At 56.5% G+C, this 23,085-nt stretch carries 19 protein-coding genes; 13 read left to right on the top strand and 6 right to left on the bottom strand.

What is annotated here, in order from left to right:
* Nucleotides 1-242: 242 nt before the first annotated feature.
* Nucleotides 243-1,421: an efflux RND transporter periplasmic adaptor subunit gene (locus tag AC2FF7_RS04625; protein ID WP_480867446.1), complete on the top strand. Its 1,179-nt coding sequence runs from the start codon at nt 243-245 to the stop codon at nt 1,419-1,421.
* A gap of 3 nt (nt 1,422-1,424) precedes the next feature.
* Complete coding sequence (locus AC2FF7_RS04620) at nt 1,425-4,562, top strand: efflux RND transporter permease subunit (protein ID WP_480867444.1); 3,138 nt, start codon at nt 1,425-1,427, stop codon at nt 4,560-4,562.
* Between the two features lie 35 nt (nt 4,563-4,597).
* Here the strand turns inward: AC2FF7_RS04620 and glpD are convergent, their stop codons facing one another.
* Nucleotides 4,598-6,166, bottom strand: a complete 1,569-nt coding sequence (glpD, locus tag AC2FF7_RS04615) for a glycerol-3-phosphate dehydrogenase (protein WP_496905259.1) — start codon at nt 6,164-6,166, stop codon at nt 4,598-4,600.
* A 202-nt stretch (nt 6,167-6,368) separates the two neighbouring features.
* On the opposite strand from glpD, the gene AC2FF7_RS04610 reads away from it, so the two are divergent.
* The 6 genes from AC2FF7_RS04610 to AC2FF7_RS04585 all read left to right on the top strand — a co-directional run bounded on the left by AC2FF7_RS04610 (nt 6,369) and on the right by AC2FF7_RS04585 (nt 11,107).
* Nucleotides 6,369-7,130, top strand: coding sequence for a DeoR/GlpR family DNA-binding transcription regulator (locus AC2FF7_RS04610; RefSeq protein WP_170352937.1), 762 nt, complete (start codon nt 6,369-6,371; stop codon nt 7,128-7,130).
* A gap of 104 nt (nt 7,131-7,234) precedes the next feature.
* Entirely contained in the window at nt 7,235-7,390 is a 156-nt protein-coding gene (locus tag AC2FF7_RS04605; RefSeq protein ID WP_170352935.1) for a DUF5993 family protein, read from the top strand.
* Between the two features lie 9 nt (nt 7,391-7,399).
* Nucleotides 7,400-7,969 (top strand): disulfide bond formation protein B, encoded by a 570-nt coding sequence (locus AC2FF7_RS04600; RefSeq protein ID WP_480867440.1) that lies wholly within the window; start codon nt 7,400-7,402, stop codon nt 7,967-7,969.
* A 34-nt stretch (nt 7,970-8,003) separates the two neighbouring features.
* Nucleotides 8,004-8,366, top strand: a complete 363-nt coding sequence (locus AC2FF7_RS04595; protein ID WP_170750798.1) for a DUF3302 domain-containing protein — start codon at nt 8,004-8,006, stop codon at nt 8,364-8,366.
* A 21-nt stretch (nt 8,367-8,387) separates the two neighbouring features.
* Nucleotides 8,388-9,533, top strand: coding sequence for an HlyD family secretion protein (locus tag AC2FF7_RS04590; protein ID WP_480867436.1), 1,146 nt, complete (start codon nt 8,388-8,390; stop codon nt 9,531-9,533).
* Between the two features lie 11 nt (nt 9,534-9,544).
* Nucleotides 9,545-11,107 carry an efflux transporter outer membrane subunit gene (locus AC2FF7_RS04585; RefSeq protein WP_480867435.1) on the top strand — a complete coding sequence of 521 codons (1,563 nt, stop codon included), beginning with the start codon at nt 9,545-9,547 and terminating at the stop codon, nt 11,105-11,107.
* A gap of 3 nt (nt 11,108-11,110) precedes the next feature.
* On the opposite strand, the gene mprF is transcribed toward AC2FF7_RS04585, so the two are convergent.
* The gene (gene mprF, locus AC2FF7_RS04580) at nt 11,111-13,720 is read right to left on the bottom strand and encodes a bifunctional lysylphosphatidylglycerol flippase/synthetase MprF (protein WP_496905258.1); all 2,610 of its coding nucleotides are present in this window, start codon (nt 13,718-13,720) and stop codon (nt 11,111-11,113) included.
* Nucleotides 13,721-13,806: 86 nt separating this feature from the next.
* The gene (locus AC2FF7_RS04575; RefSeq protein WP_170751380.1) at nt 13,807-14,235 is read right to left on the bottom strand and encodes an Lrp/AsnC family transcriptional regulator; all 429 of its coding nucleotides are present in this window, start codon (nt 14,233-14,235) and stop codon (nt 13,807-13,809) included.
* 86 nt (nt 14,236-14,321) lie between these two features.
* On the opposite strand from AC2FF7_RS04575, the gene rocF reads away from it, so the two are divergent.
* Both rocF and ocd read left to right on the top strand, forming a co-directional pair.
* A complete protein-coding gene (gene rocF / locus AC2FF7_RS04570; RefSeq protein ID WP_480867433.1) occupies nt 14,322-15,242 on the top strand; it encodes an arginase in 921 nt (306 codons plus the stop codon).
* Nucleotides 15,242-16,285 carry an ornithine cyclodeaminase gene (ocd, locus tag AC2FF7_RS04565; RefSeq protein ID WP_496905257.1) on the top strand — a complete coding sequence of 348 codons (1,044 nt, stop codon included), beginning with the start codon at nt 15,242-15,244 and terminating at the stop codon, nt 16,283-16,285. The genes rocF and ocd overlap by 1 nt, the downstream gene beginning before the upstream one ends.
* Before the next feature lie 132 nt (nt 16,286-16,417).
* On the opposite strand, the gene AC2FF7_RS04560 is transcribed toward ocd, so the two are convergent.
* The 3 genes from AC2FF7_RS04560 to dctP form a co-directional block, all read right to left on the bottom strand.
* Nucleotides 16,418-17,821 carry a TRAP transporter large permease gene (locus tag AC2FF7_RS04560; protein ID WP_209196515.1) on the bottom strand — a complete coding sequence of 468 codons (1,404 nt, stop codon included), beginning with the start codon at nt 17,819-17,821 and terminating at the stop codon, nt 16,418-16,420.
* Complete coding sequence (locus AC2FF7_RS04555) at nt 17,822-18,451, bottom strand: TRAP transporter small permease (protein ID WP_480867429.1); 630 nt, start codon at nt 18,449-18,451, stop codon at nt 17,822-17,824.
* Between the two features lie 63 nt (nt 18,452-18,514).
* The gene (gene dctP / locus AC2FF7_RS04550) at nt 18,515-19,531 is read right to left on the bottom strand and encodes a TRAP transporter substrate-binding protein DctP (RefSeq protein ID WP_496905256.1); all 1,017 of its coding nucleotides are present in this window, start codon (nt 19,529-19,531) and stop codon (nt 18,515-18,517) included.
* Between the two features lie 428 nt (nt 19,532-19,959).
* Between dctP and acs the strand changes: the two genes are divergently transcribed.
* The 3 genes from acs to AC2FF7_RS04535 all read left to right on the top strand — a co-directional run bounded on the left by acs (nt 19,960) and on the right by AC2FF7_RS04535 (nt 23,081).
* Nucleotides 19,960-21,924 carry an acetate--CoA ligase gene (gene acs, locus AC2FF7_RS04545; RefSeq protein WP_170352913.1) on the top strand — a complete coding sequence of 655 codons (1,965 nt, stop codon included), beginning with the start codon at nt 19,960-19,962 and terminating at the stop codon, nt 21,922-21,924.
* 7 nt (nt 21,925-21,931) lie between these two features.
* Entirely contained in the window at nt 21,932-22,615 is a 684-nt protein-coding gene (locus tag AC2FF7_RS04540) for an adenylate kinase (RefSeq protein WP_170750782.1), read from the top strand.
* A 181-nt stretch (nt 22,616-22,796) separates the two neighbouring features.
* Nucleotides 22,797-23,081 carry a DUF4212 domain-containing protein gene (locus AC2FF7_RS04535; protein ID WP_170352909.1) on the top strand — a complete coding sequence of 95 codons (285 nt, stop codon included), beginning with the start codon at nt 22,797-22,799 and terminating at the stop codon, nt 23,079-23,081.
* Nucleotides 23,082-23,085 lie beyond the last annotated feature (4 nt).

Raw genomic sequence — 23,085 nt, 5'->3', positions numbered from 1 at the left:
GACATCACAAGAACACAGGGGGCCTTGATGGCCCCTTTTTCGTTTAGGGTCGCCTCAATTCGGCGCATCAGTGAGTAAATATAAGGATCATCAGCATAATTTCCGCAACCAAAAGCCGGGTCGCAGCGTTCAACATGCTTGAGAAATCAACTTAAAACCGCCATCCTCACAGAGAGTTTAGTCGACTCGGCCGCCCTGCAAGTGCCGAGGCGCGTAAAGTTTACTTCAGTGAGGCGATTGCAATGCCCCTTTCACAGACGATTTCCAGACTCTGCCTATCCAGCGTGACGCCGGCTTTCGTGCGGCGCGCGACAGCGGCGGCTTTGATCGGGGTGGCATCAACAGCCACGGCGCAAGACCAAAGCGAAGCCCCGCCGCCTAAGGTTTCTATTGCTGCGGCTTACACTCAGGAAATAACCGAGGAAGCGACGTTTATCGGCCGCGCCGAGGCGCTGGACAAAGCCGATATTGTTGCCCGCGTCGGTGGTTTTCTGGACAGCCAGAACGTCGAAGACGGGGCTTTGGTAAAGGAAGGCGATCTGCTGTTCACTATTGAACCCGACCTTTACCAAGCGACATTGGATGCCAGAAATGCCGATCTGGACCGGGCGCAGGCCAATCTGGAACTGGCCAAGGTGGAGCTCGCACGTAAACAGGAATTGTACGAGCGTGACGCGACCCCGGAATCTGAACGCGACATTGCCCGCGCCAACGAACTGGTGGCCGAAGCCGAGGTCAAGTCCGCGCAGGCCGCGATTAAACAAGCCAAACTTGATCTCAGCTATACGGAAATCCACGCTCCCTTTGATGGACGTATCGGTCGCGCTACGACAAGTGTCGGGGATGTTGTTGGGCCGAATAACCCGCCGCTAGTGAATATCGTCAGCGAAGCCCCCATCTATGTGAATTTTTCGCTGAACGAAAAGGAATTCACGTCGGTTCTGCAAGCGGTGGGTGAAAACGCCGCCTCGCTTGCGGAAAGCAATAAAAGCCCAGTGGTGAAAGTTGTCCTGCCCAACGGGACCGAACTGGATGAGGAAGGTACAATCGTCTTTGTCGACAACCGAATAGACCCGCTGACCGGGGCGATCAGGGTGCGCGCTCAATTCGACAACGCCAAGCGTCTGATCGTCGATGGTGCATTCTTAAGCGTACAGATCGAGGCATTGAAACCAACGACTGAGGTGTTGATCCCGCAAGCCGCTTTGCAGCGCGATCAGCGTGGTGACTTTGTTCTGGTGGTGAATGACCAGCAGATGGTTGAACAGCGTTACATCACCACAGGCACGACCGTAGAGACAGCGATCATTGTAAAGGATGGTCTGCGTGAAGGTGAAAGCGTGATCGTTGAGGGCCTCCAGCGGGTGCGTCCCGGCGTGGCTGTAGATGCTGTAGTCGCCTCTCAGCAGCCGGGAGAATAAAGAATGTTCTCTGCCCTGTTCATTAGCCGGCCCAAGCTGGCACTTGTTATTTCGTTGGTGCTGACCATCATGGGCGGTATCGGCTATCTGGTTCTGCCGGTTGCGCAATTTCCTGACATCACACCGCCCGTGGTCAGCGTTTCGACCACGTACACCGGCGCCAATGCCGAAACCGTAGAAAACACCGTCGCCGCGCCGATCGAGGCTCAGGTCAATGGTGTGGACGACATGATCTATATGACGTCGACTTCATCGGATAACGGCTCCTACTCGTTGAATGTCACATTCGAGGTCGGCACCGACCCCGATATCGCATCTGTCAACGTGCAGAACCGCGTGGCGCAAGCGATGTCGTCGTTGCCGACGGAAGTGACCGCGTCCGGTGTCGTGACCCAAAAAGCATCCACCAATATGCTGCTGTTGGTGACGCTGACGTCGCCAAACGGGACATATGACAGTGTTTTCCTCTCCAACTATGCCTCAATCAATCTCAAAGACGCGCTGGCGCGGGTTCAGGGGGTTGGTAAGGCGGATGTACTGACCAATCTGGAATACGCGATGCGGATCTGGATGGACCCTGACAAAATGGCCGGCCTGTCCATCACACCCGGCGACGTGATCAGCGCCATTCGTGAACAAAACGTCGAGGTTTCGGCAGGCTCAATCGGCGCACCTCCGGTGCCTGAAGGGCAAACGTTTCAATATACCATCAAAACCAAGGGACGCCTGACATCCGCCAACGAATTCGGTGAGATTGTCATTCGCACCGGAGATGCAGGCGCCATCGTGCGTGTCAAAGACATCGCCCGGGTCGAGCTTGGGGCACAGTACTACGCCGCTTCGGGCTATTTCCAAAGCGTACCTGCGACGGTCATCGGCATCTATCAGGCGCCGGGCGCAAATGCGCTGGCTGTTTCGGAACGGGTGCAGGCTGAACTTGACCGGCTGTCTCGGTCATTCCCGACAGATGTAGAATATGCTGTGCCGTTCAATACCACCGACTTTGTTGAACAATCGCTGAACGATGTGGTTTCCACCCTGATCCTGACATTCATTTTGGTGATCTCGGTGGTGTTTGTCTTTCTTGGCAGTTGGCGAGCAACCATCATTCCAGCGGTCGCAATCCCCGTGTCTTTGATCGGGACCTTTGCCTTCTTACTCCTATTTGGAATGTCCCTGAACACGATTTCGCTGTTCGCCTTGGTTTTGGCCATCGGGATCGTGGTCGATGACGCCATTGTGGTGGTCGAAAACGTCGAGCGTATCATCGCAGAAGAAGGCCTGCCTCCGGCCGAGGCGACCCGCAAGGCGATGGGCCAGATCACCGGTCCCGTCATCGCGACAACGCTGGTTCTTTTGGCGGTTTTCGTCCCCGTGACCTTCATGCCCGGCATCTCGGGGCGGCTCTACTCGCAGTTCGCCGTGACGATCTCAACCGCGGTTGTGATCTCATCGATCAACGCATTGACGCTGTCGCCCGCGCTTTGTGGTCTTGTGCTGCGCGCACGATCTGGTCCACCGACAGGGTTGCTGGCTGTGTTCGAGCGGTTCATCGGTTCGGTACGTTCGGGCTATGTCGCCATCGTACGCCGGTTGCTGATCCTGCCGATCGTTGCGCTGGGGATCATCGTAGCTTTGGCGATGGGGACCGGGACAATCATGTCCAAAACCTCCAGCGGGTTCCTGCCGCTTGAAGACAACGGCTACTTGTTCGTCGATGTGCAATTGCCCGATGCGGCAACTCTGGAACGTACCGAAGTTGTAACCAAGCGCGTGGATGACCAAATCCGGGAAATTCCGGGTGTGGCCAACACGGTTCTGATTAACGGCTTCTCGATCCTGAACGGGACGTCAACCAACGGTGCCGCGATCTTTGTGAACCTCGACAACTGGGACGAACGTCAGGAAGACGACCTGAGCGCAAATGCCATTCTGGAGAAGGTGCTGGCCATTGCATATGGCGAAACCGCTGCATCCATCGTGGCCTTTAACCCACCCCCCATTCAGGGCCTTGGCAACTCGGCCGGGGTCGAGATGGAGGTCCAGCAAACCGGTGGGGGTACTCCTCAGGACCTAGCCTCGGCCGTTGGCTCTTTCGTCTATGCCGCGAACCAGCGCCCCGAGATTGGGCAAGCTTACACGACCTTCCGGGCAAACGTGCCGCAGCTGTTCGTCGATCTGGACCGTGAAAAGGCCAAGACACTGCAAGTGTCAGTCGCCGAAGTGTTCCAGACCATGCAAGCGCAATTGGGATCCTACTACGTCAATGACTTCAACCTGTTCGGACGGGTGTATCGTGTGATGATCCAAGCCGATGGGACGTATCGGGACAATGTCGACGATATCTCAAACCTGTATGTTCGGTCGCAAAAAGGCGAAATGGTTCCTCTGGGCACTCTGATCGACGTTGAAAACGTACTCGGCCCGGTTTTGCTGAAACGTCACAACCTGTTCCGTTCGGCCACGGTCACGGCTGTCCCGGCCGAGGGGCTATCGACCGGCGACGCCATCTCTGTCATGACCGAAGAATCTGCGAGCGCCCTGCCCCCCGGATACGCGTTTGAATGGACCGGTACGGCCCAGCAGCAGCTGGCCTCGGGCGGTCTGGTGATCGTGATCCTTGGACTGGCGATCTTGTTCGGATACCTGTTCCTTGTCGGACAATACGAAAGCTGGTCGCTTCCAGTTTCCATTCTGCTGTCTGTGATTGTCGCGCTTTTCGGAGCGGTTGCTGCCGTGGCTATCGTAGGCAGCGACATCAACCTATATACGCAGATCGGGATGATCATGCTTGTAGGGCTGGCGTCTAAGAACGGCATCCTCATCGTGGAATTCGCGATGGAACAGCGTGCCAAAGGACTATCAATCAAAGAAGCCGCCGCCGAAGCTGCCCATCAGCGTTTCCGCGCGGTGATGATGACAGCGCTGTCTTTCCTTTTGGGGGTCGTTCCACTCTTGGCCGCTAACGGAGCAGGTGCAGCCAGCCAGAAAGCGATCGGTGTGGCTGTGTTCGGCGGAATGCTGGCCGCTACCCTAATCGGCGTGATCCTCGTTCCAGTTCTCTACGCCCTGCTGCAAGGCTTGCGAGAATGGTTAAAAGGCATCAAGGATGACCCTGACCCCGCTGAGGAAACCGCCTGAACCCAAAAGCCCCGCCATTTAAGCGGGGCTTTTTTCTAGCGGTTTTCGATCCAGTCTTGGATGTGGGCGATCTGATCCCGCGTCAGTCTTAGGCCCAGTTTATTGCGCCGCCAGACGATGTCTTCGGCGCTGCGCGCGTATTCCTTCTCGACCAGCCACTCCAGCTCTTTCGAAGTCAGATTCGCGCCGAAATCCTCTCCCAAATCCTCGGTGATTTGCGCGTCACCCAGAATTGCACGAGCCTCGGTGCCATACGCGCGAACCAAGCGTTCTGCCCATGCCCTATCCAGAAAGGCATAATCAGCTTCCAAACCTGCTATCAAATCCTGCACACCATCAACGGGAAAGTCACCTCCTGGCAGGGACACACTAGCCGTCCATGGCCCCGGCAGATCAGAGAAATGCTCTGCCACCTTCTCCATCGCGCTTTCAGCCAGCCGTCGATAGGTGGTGATTTTCCCCCCGAACACGTTCAAAACCGGGGCACCACCTGTCGCATCGACCTTAAGCGTATAATCACGGGTCGCAGCAGTGGCGCTGCTGGCCCCATCGTCATACAATGGCCGCACGCCGGAATAGGTCCAGACGATGTCGTCACGCGTGATCGGCTGCTCGAAATACTTCGTCGCGAAGGTGCAGAGGTATTCTTGCTCGACCTCGGTGCAGACTGGCGGCTCTGATGGATTGGGGTGGTCCTGATCAGTGGTTCCAATCAGGGTAAAATCCCTCTCATACGGTATGGCAAAGATGATGCGGCCATCTTCGCCCTGAAAGAAGTAACATTTATCGTGGTCAAACAGCCTGCGCGTTACAATATGACTGCCTCGGACCAGACGAACCCCCTCACGAGAGTTCACACGTATCTTGGTCTGTATGATATCCCCGACCCACGGCCCACCCGCATTGATCAACATCTTCGCGCGGACGACGCGGGTTTCATCGGTCCCTGTTTCGCGGATCGTGACGTGCCAAAGGTCCGCAACACGTTCGGCCGAAAGAACCTCGGTCCGCACCATGATATTTGCACCTCGGGCTTCGGCGTCACGGGCGTTCAATACAACCAGCCGGGAATCTTCGATCCAGCAGTCCGAGTATTCATAGGCCGTTTCAAACTTGTCTTTCAGCGGGGCACCTTCAGGCGCAGATCGCAGATCCAATGAGGAGGTACCGGGCAATATCTTGCGCCCTCCAAGGTGGTCATACATGAACAAGCCTAGCCGGATCAGCCAGGCCGGACGACGCCCCCGCATCCACGGCATTATGGTGCTTAAAAGCCGCGAAGTCGGCGTATCCGAGTCGAACCGCATGTCCTCGTGATACGGCAGAACGAAGCGCATCGGCCAACTGATATGCGGCATCGCACGCAGCAGTGTTTCGCGTTCAATCAGCGCCTCGCGTACAAGGCGGAATTCGAAGTACTCCAAATATCGCAAACCACCATGAAACAACTTGGTCGAGGCTGACGAAGTGGCCGACGCCAGATCGTTCATCTCGGCCAAGGTTACCGACAATCCGCGCCCGGCCGCGTCGCGGGCAATGCCACAACCATTGATCCCTCCGCCGATAATGAAAAGGTCGGCCACATCGTCTGTTTGCACTGTCATACCCGGTGAGTCCCGATGTTGAAAATCTGCGGCCATTAACCCGGTGAGACCTTGGGTCGTCAACGATATTTTTCGTTTATGTTCGTTTTAGCTCGTTCTTATTTGTCGCATTTCTGCACAAATTGCACATTCACCTGTTTCAAAGGTTGATATTATTCAAAAAGAGAAGAAAACCGAAAAAACATTCCAACCGGAGGATCACGTGTCCCTTTCGTTTCGACAATCCGATATTCTGGAAATCGCCAAGCAAGATGGCCGTGTCGCGGTTGAAGACCTTGCCGCGCGTTTTGAGGTCACTGTTCAGACCATCCGACGTGACCTGTCCGATCTTGCGGACATGGGGAAATTGGACCGCGTTCACGGTGGCGCCGTGTTGCGGTCCGGCGTGTCAAACATCGGCTACGAGGATCGACGCGCCCTAAATGCCGAGATCAAGACCCGGATCGCGCAGTCCTGCGCGCGCGACATTCCAGACGGTGCATCGGTGTTCATGAACATCGGAACCTCGACCGAGGCGGTCGCGCGCCAACTTTTGTCTCACAAAGACCTCATGGTGGTGACGAACAACATGAACGTGGCCAACATACTTGTCGAAAACCCACACTGTCAGATCGTGGTTGCAGGTGGCGTGCTGCGCCGGTCGGACGGAGGGCTGATTGGCAACCTTACGACCTCGACGATCGAGCAATTCAAATTTGACTACGCTGTGATCAGTTGCTCTGCGCTTGACGCCGAGGGCGACTTGCTGGATTTCGACTTTCAAGAGGTCCATGTAAGTCAAACGATCATAGCACAGGCGCGGCATGTCATGCTTGCGGCAGACAGTTCGAAATTCCAGCGCTCAGCACCAGCGCGCATCGCATCCCTGTCTGATGTGGATGTCTTCTATACCGATGCTCAGCTACAACGCAGCTTGGTCCAGAAATGCGCTGACTGGGGCACGCGATTGGAAATCTGCACCTGACCTCCACTTTAGGCGAACTTTGACCGTCAAGTTCTTGCCAGACGCGAGCTAAGCTGACAATATTTAAGCATATTGCAATTCTTATGATTAGAGGGGTGCGAGACATGATCGCACTACTATTCGCGCTGCTTACAACAGCTATAGGGCTGATCTACTATCGGATGAAAAAGGCTGCCAACGCGGTTTTTTTCGTAACCCTGGCGCTGAGCGTCTACTGGTTCCGTTATCACGCGACCAGTCAACTGACCATTCAGCTTTAGGAGACGGCAGTGACACCCGAACTGTCTCGCAGCCTAAACGCGATTGGGGCCCTAGCGGTTAGCCTGATACTGTTGCTGGCTTTCGTTTATCAGTTAGCCTTGTACGAACTGCCCTGCCCTTTATGCCTGTTGCAGCGCGTGGGTTTCATGGCGGTCGGGGTCGGATTAGCGCTAAACCTGATACACGGCGCGCAACCGCAACATTATGCGCTAATGCTGATCTCGGCGCTGTTTGGGATCAGTGTTTCGATCCGACAGATCTTTCTGCACATCGTACCGGGAACCGGCCATTACGGGTCGCCGGTTCTCGGCTATCACTACTACACCTGGGCCGCGATCTGCTTTTTCCTGATCCTGCTGGGAACCGCCATTATGCTGTTGTTTTCGCGCCAATACACCGACGTTTCAAATGAGCAACCCCGATTTGGCGGCAATATACTGGCAAAAGTCGCGTTCTTTACCCTATTGGGCCTCGGAGCTCTAAACACAGTGTCGGCCCTGCTGGAATGTGGTCCCGGTATCTGCGCTGACCCTCCGACAAGCTATAAATTGATTGACGAAGTGGATGCTAACAAATGAGGATGGGTCAACCTTCCCATAAGGAGGCACGAGCATGGGATTATTGGGGCAGCCACTAGGCTACTATGACTACCTGACATTTGTCGCGCTCATTTTGCTGCTGGCTGCAGTGATGGCACTGTTTTTGTTCATCATGGGACTGCCAGGGCGCATTGCTATCAAGCGCAACCACCCCCATGCCGAGGCCGTTAAGATCATGGGGTGGATGGGGTTTCTGGCGATCGTGCCTTGGGTTCACGCGTTTATCTGGGCCTTCCACGATGGCACCACTGTCGATATCCGCCGTATGCCCGACGACGAACGCGATGCGGTGCGCAAGGAAATCAAACGGTTAGGCGGAACTCTGACCGAAGAATACCGCGACACGCTGGATCCTGAAGACAGTCAGAAAAGCTAAGGCCAAAGGAACTCTCACACTATGTTTGTCGCCCTGGGCATTACGCTTTTTTACCTCATTTTTGTTTGGCTGATCTTTTTCAAACTGAAATGGCTCAAATTCAATATCGCCTGGGGTATCGTCTCGTTCTGGGTAGGGGCGCATCTGCTGTTGATCTTTCTGGTGGCCCTGCGGTTCTTTCAGCCGTTTTCCATCGACAGCCATGTGATCCGCTCGACCATTCAGATCGTCCCCCGCCTGACGCAACCGACCATCCTGACCGAGGTACTGGTCGAGCCGAATACGCAGGTCAAAAAAGGCGATCCACTCTATCGCTTTGACGATACTGTCTTTTCGCTTGAGGTCGATGAAGCCAAAGCGCAGTTAGTCGCTGCCCAGCAAAACGCGAAAATTTTGGAACAGGACGTGATCGTCGCCGCCGAAAATGTCGAGCGCGCAAACGCGCAGCTGGCTTATGCACTGACGCAGCAGACCCGCTATGAAAACCTGGTGCCCGCAGGTGGCGCACGGCAGGATGAGCTGGACCGCTGGAATGAACAGGTGACCGAGGATCAGGCCCAGATCAAAGAGGCCGAGGCCAATCTGGAAAAAGCCCAACTGGCGCTGGATTCCCAAATTAACGGGGTCAACACAGGCATTCTGCAAGCGCAAGCGCAGCTGGACAAAGCGCAGTATTTCTTGGACAACACGACGATTTACGCCCCTGAAGACGGCATGATCGTCTCGCAGCAGGCACGTCCTGGCATGGTTGTGGGGGAAATCCGGCTGGGCGCTATTGCCAGTTTCGTCACCAAGGATAATCCTTATATCTTGGCCACTTACCGCCAACAGAACCTGAAATTCGTTGAACCGGGGCAAGAGGTTGAGGTGGCACTGGACCTTTATCCCGGTGAAATCCTCACCGGCAAGGTCGAGGCGATCTGGTGGGCCACTCGTCAGGGGCAATACCTACCTTCGGGCCGCCTGCCCGGCTTTGAGCTGCCCAAGCTGCCGGGCCGCATTGCGGTGCAAATCTCGGTCGATATTCCTGATGGTCACACCTTCCCCGCAGGCGGCCACGCGGCGGTCGCGATCTATACCGGTCAGGGCAAAAGCTTTGAGTTCCTGCGGCGCATCAACATTCGCCTATACTCATTTGCGAACTTCATCCGCCCGCTGGATATCTGAGGACATAGCGCATGAAACGAACCCGCCTGACCCGCCAGATGATGGGCACCGCGCTATGCGCCGCCCTTTTGGTCGGATGCGCACCGGTGGGGCCGGATTTTGTGCGCCCGAACTCTCCGGTCGTGAAGGAATGGATCGAGGTTAACAGCCCCAGTGTCGGCCCCAGCGGTTTGACCTCGCGCAGCGCGCCCGTGGTCAAATGGTGGGAGACATTCAATGACCCCACTCTCAACAGGTTGATCAACGAGGCCTATGCCCAAAACCTCGACCTGCAGGTTGCCGGGGCTCGCGTGTTGCAAGCCCGAGCGCAGTTGGGCATCGCATTTGGCGAGTTGTACCCGCAATCACAAGCCATCGGCGCCTCGATCGAGCGGCGTCAGGTCAGCGAAAACCTCGGCCCGATTGCCGATATTCGCGAGATCATCCCGCTGGACACCGAATTTTCAACATCGCAAGCCGGGTTTGACGCGCAGTGGGAACTGGACGTCTGGGGCCAGCAACGGCGCGGCGTGCAGGCGGCGCGGTCCAATCTTGCGTTGCAGGTGGCCAATTATGATGATGCGCTGGTGACGCTGACGGGCGATGTGGCCGCGCTCTATGTCAATATTCGCGCCCTGCAGGAGTCGTTGGCGATCGCACGGGACAATATCCAGCTTCAACAGGAATCGGCCGACCTGACCCAGTTGCGCTTCAACAATGGCGTCACGACCGAATTGGACGTCCAGGAATCCACGGCCCTTTTGAACAACACCAAGGCGCTGGTGCCCGCGCTGGAAAGCGATCTGCAACAGACCAAGAATGCGCTGGCTGTTCTGCTGGGCACGACACCGTCGCGCATGACCACTCTGTTGGGCAATTCCGGGCGTATCCCCACGGCCCGGTCAAACGTCGCTGTGGGTGTTCCGGCCGAACTGCTACGCCGCCGTCCCGATGTGCGCGCAGCGGAACTGGCCGCAGCCACACAATCGGCGCAGGTTGGGATCGCGATCGCAGACCTGTATCCGCAATTTATCCTGTCAGGCTCGATCGGCGTGCAGGCGTCCGGTGGGCGTGACCTGTTCACATCAGCCAGTTCAACCGGTCTGGCCAATGCGGGCGTGGTGTGGAACGTACTGAACTATGGGCGGATCAAGAACAATGTCCGCGCGCAGGACGCCGCCTATCAAGCGTTGATCGCGAATTATCAGAACACCGTACTGACCGCCTATTCCGAGGTTGAAAGCGCCATGGTCGCTTATACCCAATCGCGCAAGCAGGTAGGGTTTTATGAAAACAGCGTCGCCGCCTCGCGCCGCGCAGCCGAGATTGCGGTCGACCAATACCAGGACGGCATCGTGGATTATTCCCGCATCCTGAACACGCAGACGGCATTGCTGAATTCGCAAGCCAATCTGATCGAGGCACGCCAGCAGGTGTCCAGCAATCTGGTCGCTGTTTACAAAGGTCTGGGCGGCGGCTGGCAGATCCGGCAAACTCAGGAATTCCTGCCTGAAACGGTACTAGCTGAAATGGCCTATCGCACCGATTGGGGCGACCTGTTGGAACAAGACCCCACGCGCGCCAGCCTGAACTAAGTGCTATTTCGTCAGCCCTCGCAACCCGCCCGAGATCAGGATGTTCACTTCGTACAAGATGCGCGGAGCCGCCAGCCCACCGGGGCTGGCCAGATAATTCGGGCTCCATTCCGGGTCAAATTTCTGTTTGAAACTGCGCAACCCTTCGAAGTGATAGAATTGCTCACCATGTTCATAGACAAACCCACCGACGCGATTCCAGAATGACGCCAGTTGCCGGTTCTCGATCCCTGAAAACGGTGCAGCCCCCAATGAGAACCACTGGAACCCCTGCTCGGCACCCCATGCCATCATCTCGGCAAATAGCGCGTCCATGACGAAGCTGGCGCTGTCAGGTTCATATCGCATCAGGTCCAGTGACAGCTCCGATTTATGGCCGCCCTGAAACAGGTTGGCAAAGGCCACGATCCGCCCGCCTCCGCTTTCACGCAGCACGGCGTGGTCGAAATAGGACAGATAGTCGTCATCGAATCCCCCAAGCGCGAACCCCTTCTCCTCTCCGGCCTTCTGGGCCAGCCAGTCATCCGAGATTTTCCGCAGCTCCGGCAGAATCGGGGCAAGGTCTTCCTTGCGAATGATCTCAAAGACATAGCCCTCACGCTCAGCTCGGTTTTTCGCCTGCCGGAACCGTTTGCGCGATTTACCATCCAGCGAGAAATCCTTGAGTGGCACGCGGGCGACCTGACCGATTTTCAGGATCGACAGGCCAAGATCCAGAAAGGTCGGCAGGTATTTCGTCGAGACGCTGTAGAACGCGCACAGCTTACCTTCGCGATCCGCCATCTCGCGCAACTGCCAGATCAGTTGCTGCCCGGCTTTTTCATCGCCCACCGGCTCGCCCTTGGTTATCAGTGCGTTGCCGGTATCGGCATAGGCCAGAAACGCGCTGTCATCGGGGGCGATCAGGAACTGCTTGTCCCCAGTCAGGGAAATCTGCGCCTCGGTATCCTCGCTCTCCATCACCAACCGTTCAACAACTGCGGGGATCTCGGTGCGTTCCGGCACAGGAATTTCGCGTCCGAACAGAGAGGTCACGGCCACGACCCCAAGGATTAATGCCACCACAAGACTAGAGCGCAAAAACCGCGAGGCGTCGCCGTTCCACGCGAATTCCCACCATAGGGCATTCTGATATTCGACATGGGAATAGGCAAACAGACCGATCCAGAAAATCACGGCCAACAGGGCCATGACGCTGACCAGCCACGGAATATTCAAACGAAAAATCGACGCGCCGCTTACCCGATAAAAGGCATCGCGGAACATGGCCAGCACCCCAATCGTGGCCAACATGCTGATCGCTTCATGCGTATCCAACCCTTTCGCAATCGAGGCCCCAAAGCCGGCCACCATAAGCAACATCGCAACCACCCACGCGCGGTACAGCTTGCGGAACAGGCCGCGCGACACCAGCAATAGCAATACGCCCACCGCGCTACCGACCAGATGCGATGCCTCAACAAATGACAGCGGCAGGACATCCCGCAAAACCCCAAGGTTCTCACTGCTGGCTGGCAGAGCACCAGACACCAGCAAAATGACACCTGCAACCGCAGCAACGCCGGCTGCGACCATTGGAACGATGGGTCGGATAACGCGATACACCCACGTGGCGGCACCTGTGATGTGGTGCCGGTGGCTCAGCGCCGAGGCGACCGCAATCGAGAGGCTGGCGATCACGAAGGGCAGAAACGTGTAAACCAGACGGTACAGCAGCAATGCGGCGATCACATCCGAACGGCCCGAGGCCCCCAAACCCGCGATCATGGTGGCCTCAAACGCGCCGATACCGCCGGGAGCGTGGCTGACAATCCCGACTGCGATTGCCGCAATGAATATGGTGAAAAAATACGGAAAACCGACGCCCAGATCACTGGGCATCAACGTATAAAGCACCATCGACGCACCAAACAAATCCCCCAGCGCAGCAAGCGTCAGAAGACTGGCCAATTTGCCGTTGGGCAGGTTGAAGCCTACGCCCCCATAGGCCAGACGTCGCCCACCATTGGCAAGCCACAGGAACAGACCCAGCAATGCGGCAAGCATACACAGGCCGATCACCGTTTCGGTTGTGTCACTTATCGGAATAACCTTGGATATCCCATCAGGATGCAGTGTCAAAAGGATGCCCAGAAGAAGCACCATGCCTGACCAGAAGGCGATCCACGAGGTCGCGATGACCCCCGCAACCCTGCTCAGATCCAGACCCAAAGATGCATAAATCCGATACCGGATCGCGGTCCCTGTAATATAAGAGAACCCTAGGCAGTTCGACACTGCGTATCCGCAAGCCCCGGCCATTCCCGCCACTGGCAACGGCACTTCGCCATCCGCTACGCTTTGCACAGCAAACACGTCATAGAGCGACAGCGACAGGAAGCTGACCATCGTCCAGCACAGCGCAAAAAACATCAATTTCCAAGAAGTGTTAGCTACATCCGACTGCACATCGGACCATTTTACGTGCGAAGACAACTCGTGCAGGACAGTCAAAGCCACCAGCATAACCAGAACGGGGACCAGGATTTTAATCCAGGGACGTTCCAGAAACCCGGCCACACGTTCAGCCAAACGAACAGCCCAGAGGTCGTGGCCGGTATCCTGATCGGTCATATCTGTTCTCTGCTCTTGAGGTTTTGGTTGCTTGCGTGCTGTAGCAGTTTTACACAAATTCGTTGAACCTCAAAGCACTACGGCTCTTACATCCGGCCCTTACGTGTGGACAAAAGCAGATTGGTTTCCGATCGGGTGATCCCCTCCATCCGGCGGATTTGAAACAGGACTTCGTCCAACTCGGCCAACGTATCTGTGCTGATCTCGGCTATGAGGTCCCAGCTACCGTTGGTTGAATGAACGGCGCGCACTTCGGGCATGGCTGATATACGGGCCATCGTACGCTCGGTGCCGCGGCCCTCGATCTCAAGCATCATTAACCCGCGAACCGGACTTTGGGCCACATCCTGTCGGGTCAGGACTGTGAAACCCACGATCTCGCCCGATTGCTTGAGCCGCTGCAATCGACTGCGAACAGTCGTGCGTGTTACCCCAAGCGTTTCAGCAAGTTCAGACAAGGATGCGCGCGCATCGCGATGCAGTGCACTTAACAACCGATTGTCCAGTTCGTCCATATCAACTTCCCATTTCGAGATATCAAAGTTCTTTTTGAGCATTTTGATGACTTTTCGCAACCCACTATGACTGCATAAATAAGCACATGAAAAACACAAATATCATACTGGTTGGCAGCCCCATGGATTCGGGTAAACGCCGACAGGGCTGTCGGATGGGCCCCGACGCCTATCGGGTCGCAGGGTTGCAGACCGCTCTCAACAGTCTTGGGCATGCTGTACAGGATATTGGCGACGTCGTCCCCGACCAATTGGATGTGGCTGAACACTCGCACCTATTCGCGCTGCCTGAATGTATCGGTTGGACCCGTGCATTGAACCGGGCCGCTCAGGAGGCGGCGCAAAAGGGCATGCCGATATTCATGGGCGGAGATCACGCCCTGTCGATGGGGACCGTTTCTGGTATGGCCGAACACGCACAGAAGCTTGGCCGCCCCCTGTTTGTACTGTGGCTTGACGCACATAGCGATTTTCACACACCGCAGAGTACCGACAGTGGCAACCTGCATGGAACACCTGTTGCCTATTTCACCGGCCAATCGGGTTTTGAGGCTTTCCCACCGATCACTGCGACAGTCCCGACGGACCGAGTTGGCATGATTGGGCTGCGCTCGGTCGACCCTGCCGAACGGGCCCAGTTGGAAAAAGATCACGTCATGTTGGCAGACATGCGCAGCATCGACGAACACGGCATCAAAGCACCACTTATGGCCTTTCTCGAACGCGTTCGCGCAGCAAACGGGATGCTGCACGTGTCACTGGACGTCGACTTTCTGGACCCTTCCATCGCACCAGCTGTTGGAACGACCGTACCCGGTGGAGCGACCGAACGCGAAGCGCATCTGGTCATGGAGCTGCTGCACGAAAGCGGCCTTGTCTGTTCGCTTGATCTGGTCGAGCTCAACCCGTTTCTTGATGAGCGCGGCCGCACTGCAAAATTGATGGTCGATCTGGCCGCGTCCCTTCTGGGGCGGCGCATCTTCGACCGACCGACCCGGAGTTTCTGATGACCCAACCGTCCGATAAAGCCCTCGTTCCATTTGTATCTGTCGACAACATGATGCGACTGGTGCACCACATCGGCGTGGAACACATGATCGCTCAGATCGCGGCGCAGATCGAAGCTGATTTCAAAAGGTGGGAAAGCTTCGACAAGACCCCGCGCATTCCCGCCCATTCTCCGCATGGGGTTATTGAGTTGATGCCCACCTCCGACGGCGAGGCTTATGGGTTCAAATACGTCAACGGCCATCCCAAAAACACATCTGAGGGCCTTCAGACCGTCACAGCATTTGGACTGCTGGCAGATGTCTACACCGGGTACCCTACCCTGCTGACGGAAATGACATTGCTGACAGCCTTGCGAACAGCGGCCACGTCGGCCCTTGTGGGTCGCTACCTTGCCCCCAAATCCGCCACAACGATGGCCATGATTGGAAACGGTGCGCAATCCGAGTTCCAATGCCTAGCCTTCAAGGCGATGTGCAACATCAACACCGTTCGCCTGTACGACACTGACGCCAACGCCACCGAAAAATGCGCCGCGAACCTCAAGAATTCAGGACTGACTGTTGTTCTCTGCAAAACGCCCGAGGATGCTATCGAAGGCGCGCAGATTATTACGACCTGCACAGCAGATAAGAAATACGCGACCATACTGACAGATAACATGGTTGGGCCCGGCGTTCACATAAACGCAATCGGAGGAGATTGCCCTGGAAAAACCGAACTCCACCAGGACATCCTTCTCCGCTCCGAGATTTTTGTCGAGTATCCTGAGCAGACAAGGGTTGAAGGCGAAATACAGGCCTTGGCCTCGGATCATCCCGTGACAGAGATGTGGAAGGTCATGACAGGCCAAGCCACAGGCCGTAAAGACGACCGGCAGATTACCCTGTTTGACAGTGTTGGCTTCGCAATCGAGGATTTCTCGGCGCTACGGTTTATCAAAACTGCCATCGAAGGCACGAATTTCTATGAACCGTTGGACATGTTGGCGGACCCGGACGACCCCAGAGATCTGTTCGGCATGTTGATGCGTGCCGGCTAAACCGGGGGCGCTGCCCCCGCTGCCCTGCGGGCGACTCCCCCGAGATATTTTTGGCCAGATGAAGCTAGGGATCCTATTTTCATCTGGCAGCAAATATCCCGAAGCGCGAGGCAGAGCCTCGCAAAGAGCTCTCTATCCCGCCAACGATGGTAAGTAGAGCACGATACCGGGAAACGCGACCAGAAGCGCGATAGTGACTGCGTCCGCGATAAAAAACGGTGTCACGCCCTTGAATACATCCTGAACGCTTAAATCTGGACGTACTCCGGCGACAACAAAACAGTTGAGACCAATGGGCGGCGTGATCAGACAGAACTCTGCCATTTTTACAACCAGTATCCCGAACCAGATCGCGCACATTGGACCAGACATACCAAAAGCGCTGTCAGCCGCGCTGACTGTCTCGCCCCCGTTCAAGGCCATCACCGCAGGGTAAACCACCGGCAAGGTCAACAGAAGCATCCCTATGGCGTCCATGAACATTCCCAAAACCGCATAGGCCAACAGGATGCAGATTAGGATCAGCATGGGCGACATCTCAAGCGATGTGATCCAATCCGAGAATGCGCCGGGCAGATCAGCGAAACCGAGGAACCGCACGTAGATCAGAACCCCCCAGATGATCGAGAAGATCATCGCCGTCAGTTTGGCTGTTTCCAGCAGAGCGGATTTCAGTTCAGTCCAACGCATTCCGTGAAACAGGGCAAAACAGAAGACGATGAAGGCTCCGATAGCGCCGCCTTCGGTGGGGGTGCCCCAAGCCTTATCTCCGAACGGGTTGTAGACGAAGCAGATGATGATGAGGATCACAGCGACGATTGGGAACGCACCGGGCAGTGCCGCAAAGCGCTGCTTCCAAGTGAACCCAGTAACGGGTGGACCAACTGATTTGAAGATCACGGCGATGCCAACGATCAGCAGACCGTAAATGACCGCTGAAAATGCGCCGGGGATGAAACCGGCCAACAGCAGTTTGCCGACATCCTGTTCAACGATGATCGCATAGATCACCAGAATCGCAGATGGCGGGATCAGCGAGGCCAGTGTTCCGCCAGCAGCGACGACGCCGGCCGCGAATTGTTTATTGTACCCGACCTTCAGCATCTCGGGGATGGCGATGCGCGCAAACACGGCAGAAGTGGCGACCGAAGCGCCCGACACTGCCGCAAAGCCAGCCGTGGCGAAGACGGTGGACACCGCCAACCCGCCGGGCACCCAAGCGACCCAGCGTTTGGCGGCCTCGAACAGCGCGCGGGTCAAGCCTGCGTAATAGGCCAGATAACCGATCAGAATGAAGGTCGGAATCAGGCTGAGCGTATGGGCGGCAACCTTGGAATGGGGCACTTGTCCCGCCGTTTTGACAGCCACGGTCAGTGCTTTGCCAAAGCGGTCGGGATCATAGCCGAACTTGGCCCAGAAAATCCAGACCAGCCCAACCAGACCTGCCAAACCTGCCGCAAAGGCCACGCGCATCCCAGTGACGACCAGAACCAGAAGGCCGCCTGTGACCCACAGGCCGATATCAATCGTGTCCATCTAGTCCTGCCCTTCGAATTGCTCGGCCTCGGCAGCCGCCTGGGCGGCGACATCCTGTATCAGCGGCACGGCCACTGGTTTCTCCAGCCCTAAGACAAAGGCGCGGCCATAACCCCAGATTTGCAGGATCAGCCGCAAGCAAAGCACCGAGAAAGCAACCGGAGCCAACAGTTTGGCAGGCCAGAGCGGAATACCGATGTCGATTGAGCTGTCACGGCTCCACAACGGTGCGCCGAAATCGAACGAGCGGTCGAAATGGGACCAGCTGCCCCAGACAAGGGCTAGCATCAGAACAAGGATCAATACGACCGAGATCAGTTCGAACAGCCACAGCGCCCGCCCGTGCAGGCGCGAGATGACGATATCCATTCGGATGTGCCCGCCATCCCGCTGGACAAAGGAAATGCCAAGGAACGCGATCAGTGGCATGGCCTGTTCGATCCAGTCCACATAGCCAGGCAAAGGTGCGTTGAACGCGTTACGCCCGCTAACCGATACCACGGCCAAAACCATCAGCCCAAATACAGCTATCCCACTGATCAGTGCTAGGAGCTTCTCCAATCGCAATAGATGATGATCCAGACGGCTGAGACGGCTGCCGTCTTCAAGCACCGTGGCCTGTCCTGCCATGCCGGTGTTCCCCTGTTGTCTTTATAGGTGTCCGGGCGCCGAACAGGCACCCGGACTTAGTGATCAGTTACCGCCGCGCTGTTGCTTCAGCGTTGCCTGAACCAGATCATAGAGGTCTTGCGCAGGCAGACCCTGTGCTGACATATCCGCAATCCACTGCTCGCGGATCGGATCCGCGGCTTTTGTGCGGAACTCCTCGATTACGGCATCGTCGATTTCAACTTTGGCGACGCCTTTCTCGGACAGGACGCTGTCCCATTGCTCCAGTAGGCCGCCATAGTTGGCGAGGTAATGGTCAATCGCCTCATCAATCGAGCTGTTCAGCGCCTCGCGGTGCTCGGCAGGCAGCGCTTCATAAGCGTCGATATTCACCACGACCGGGCAGTTCACCGTGCCGGGATTGAGGTTCGCGGTCCACCAATCCGCCTCGTTGATGGTGCCGAACGACAGATGAGCGTGCTGGGCGAAAGCCACAGTATCCACAACACCCGATTCCATCGCATTGAACGCCTCTGTCGCAGGAACCGAGGTCGGGACACCCCCAACCGCTTCAAACGCCTGCCCCAGACCGCCGGTGGCGCGCACACGCATACCGTCAAAATCGGCCAGCTCGTCGCGCGGGTCACCTTTGCCGACAAGATTATACTGTGGCATGGGTGAGGTCATGATGATACGCGCATTCCACTGTGCCATCTCATCTTTCACCGCCGGGTGATCGTAAACCGCGTGGCTGACGGCAACCTCTTCTTCAAGGTTGCTTACACCCAGAAATGGGAGTTCGAGCACAGTGATGGCGCGGTTTTTGTCCCGGTGATAGCCCGCGCAGAACTGCGCCATCTCGAACGCGCCGATTTCAATGCCGTCCAGATTCTCTCGCGGCTTGGACAAGCCCCCGTAACTTACATTGATGGTGAATTCACCGCCGGTTTTTTCACTGACCAGCTCGGCCAGCTTTTCAACGTGCTCGGTAAAGGCGCGGCGTTTACCCCAGACCGAGGCGCTCCATTCGGTTGCCGCGGCCTCGGATACGAAGGCAACGGTCAGGGCGGCGACAGCGGCACCGCTCAGCATCTTTTTCATTATGATCTCTCCCTTATCTGCGCCCCTTGTCGAAGCGCTTGATGTCAAAGCTAGCGCCAACATCTGAGTGTGCCAACCCCCGGAAGATTTCACGGAACCAAGATCATCAGATCAAGTGACCGCTAACACGCTAAAGATGAATTTCCGATGCCATTTTTGGGCCCAACCAACGCAAACACGAGGATGGAAATCCGTTACAATTATCATCTTGTTATTAATAGATTATTATCAACATGATCCAAAAATGTTTTCACCTCAACGGCATTTAGAGAAATTTTTTTACAAACTAATCCATAGTTTCCGGTAATTTATTCCCTTGTTTTCTGTTCTCCGTATTATTCGGTATGGGGAGGAAGCGGGTCGACATTGTCAGTTTAGCAGGCAAAATTCGGCCCCACGAAATTTAGTCCAGAGGGAGGAGCCTCAGAATGACAACCGCTGCCCAGGCAGATGCCAAAACCTATCCGCCATCAGCAGACACTGTTGCCCGTGCACATGTCGATGCCGACAAATACAACGAGATGTATGCAGCCTCCGTCAACGATCCTGTTGCCTTCTGGGACGAACAGGGCAAGCGTATCGACTGGATCAAACCCTATACCCAAGTCAAGGACGTCAGCTTCGATTTCGGCTCGGTCGGTATTAACTGGTACGCCGACGGTACTCTGAATGTTTCGTCCAACTGCCTGGATCGCCATCTGAAAACCCGTGGAGATCAAACCGCGATCATCTGGGAGCCAGATGATCCAACTGATCCCGCTCAGCACATTACGTACGCCGAACTGCACCGTCGCACCTGCCGAATGGCCAACATCCTGGAATCAATGGGTGTGCGCAAAGGTGATCGAGTTGTCATCTACCTCCCGATGATCCCCGAGGCTGCTTACGCAATGCTGGCCTGTGCCCGTATCGGCGCAATTCATTCGATCGTGTTTGCCGGCTTCTCGCCCGATGCGCTGGCGGCACGGGTCAATGGCTGTGACGCCAAGGTCATCATCACAGCGGACGAAGCCCCGCGTGGCGGCCGCAAGACCCCGCTGAAATCCAACGCAGATGCGGCGCTGCTGCATTGTAAGGACACGGTGAAATGCCTCGTCGTCAAGCGGACTAACGGTCAAACCACATGGATCAACGGTCGCGACTACGACTACAACGAAATGGCGCTGGAGGCCGACGACTATTGCGCCCCCACCGAGATGAATGCCGAAGACCCGCTGTTCATTCTTTACACCTCTGGCTCGACCGGCCAGCCCAAAGGCGTCGTTCACACGACCGGCGGTTATCTGGTCTACGCCGCGCTGACCCATGAGGTAACATTCGACTATCACGAGGGTGATGTTTACTGGTGTACTGCGGACGTCGGCTGGGTCACAGGCCACAGCTACATCGTTTACGGTCCGCTGGCCAATGGCGCTACAACGCTGATGTTTGAAGGCGTCCCAACATACCCCGATGCAGGCCGTTTCTGGGAGGTTTGCGCGAAGCACAAGGTCAACCAATTCTATACAGCCCCCACCGCGATTCGCGCGCTGATGGGTCAGGGCAACGAGTTTGTCGAGAAGCACGACCTGAGCGACCTGCGCCTTCTGGGCACTGTCGGCGAACCGATCAACCCAGAAGCCTGGAACTGGTATAATGAGGTGATCGGCAAGGGCAAATGCCCTATCGTGGACACTTGGTGGCAAACCGAAACCGGCGGTCATCTGATGACCCCCCTGCCCGGTGCGCACGCTATGAAGCCCGGCGCGGCAATGAAGCCGTTCTTTGGCATCCAGCCAGTGGTTCTGGACCCCCAATCGGGCGTGGAAATCAGCGGTAACGGGGTCGAAGGCGTGCTGTGCATCAAGGATAGCTGGCCCGGTCAGATGCGTACCGTTTGGGGTGATCATGAGCGGTTCGAAAAGACCTATTTCTCGGATTACAAAGGCTACTATTTCACAGGTGATGGGTGCCGTCGGGATGAGGATGGCGACTACTGGATTACTGGCCGCGTAGATGATGTGATCAACGTATCCGGGCACCGCATGGGAACCGCCGAGGTCGAAAGCGCACTGGTCGCCCACGCCGCTGTGGCCGAAGCCGCCGTGGTGGGATATCCGCATGAAATCAAAGGACAAGGCATCTATTGTTATGTGACCTTGATGAATGATCGCACCCCCTCGGATGAGCTGCTGAAAGAACTGCGCACCTGGGTGCGGACCGAGATTGGACCGATTGCCTCGCCGGATGTGATCCAGTGGGCACCGGGCTTGCCGAAAACGCGCTCGGGCAAGATCATGCGCCGCATCCTGCGCAAAATCGCCGAGGATGACTTTGGCGCACTAGGGGACACTTCGACGCTTGCCGATCCGTCGGTGGTCGAAGACCTGATTGAAAACCGCGCGAACAAGTGAGGATGTGATGGACGCTGCCACGATCACCACACCCGTCGTCCTGATCCTTCTCGGCCCTCCGGGTGCCGGGAAGGGTACACAGGCTCGTATGCTTGAACAGAAGTTCGGGTTGGTTCAACTCAGCACCGGAGACTTGCTGCGTGCCGCCGTCGCGGCCGGGACTGAAGCAGGTTTGGCCGCCAAAGCCGTGATGGAGGCCGGAGATCTGGTCAGCGACGATATTGTCATCGCGATCCTGCGCGATCGACTGGCCGAGCCGGACTGCGCGAAAGGAATCATCCTTGACGGCTTTCCCCGCACCACGGTTCAGGCACAGGCGCTGGACACATTGTTGGCCGAATCTGGGCAAAAGATCAATTCGGCCATCAGCCTCGAGGTAGAAGACGCTGAAATGGTGATCCGGATTTCGGGTCGCTACACCTGCGGCATGTGCGGTGAAGGCTACCACGACACGTTCAAGCTGCCCGCGGTTGAAGGAAAATGCGACAAATGCGGCAGCTCAGAGTTCAAACGGCGCGCAGATGATAACGCTGAAACTGTTGCGTCCCGGCTGACGGCCTATCACGCGCAGACGGCACCGCTGATTGACTACTATCAGGCCCAGGGAGTGCTGAAGGGTATCGACGCAATGGGCCAGATAGATGACATCTCAATCGACCTGCAAGGGTATGTGCAAGAGGTCATGACTTAAAGGGTGGATCAAAGCGCAGGGCTTTAATCCTAAATCAGAATACTTCGAAGGAACTGCCTTGGCAGAACCGAGAAGTTTTACCTAACGTCACGGGGCGTTGGGCACAATCGCAAAGCGACCTGACGCGCATGAGGAGTTGTGTGCCAGGCCGTACGGCGAAAAAGCGAAGGAGGAACCCGCAATGGCGGATCAATCATCAAACTCCGCGCAGGCTGCCGAGTCCGACAAGGGCTATTGGCAGGCCAACCTGCGCCTAATTTACATCAGCCTTGTGATCTGGGCGCTGGTGTCGTTTGGATTCGGCATTCTGCTGCGTCCGCTGCTGTCGGGTATTTCCGTGGGCGGTACAGATCTGGGCTTTTGGTTCGCACAGCAGGGTTCGATCCTGGTCTTTCTGGTGCTGATCTTCAACTACGCCTGGCGCATGAACAAGCTGGACGCTGAATACGGCGTGGACGAGGAGTAACAGC

It is taken from the genome of Ruegeria sp. YTSC325 (assembly GCF_059609525.1).
Note: the sequence above shows the minus strand (reverse complement) of the source record. Positions and strands in the feature narration are given on the sequence as shown.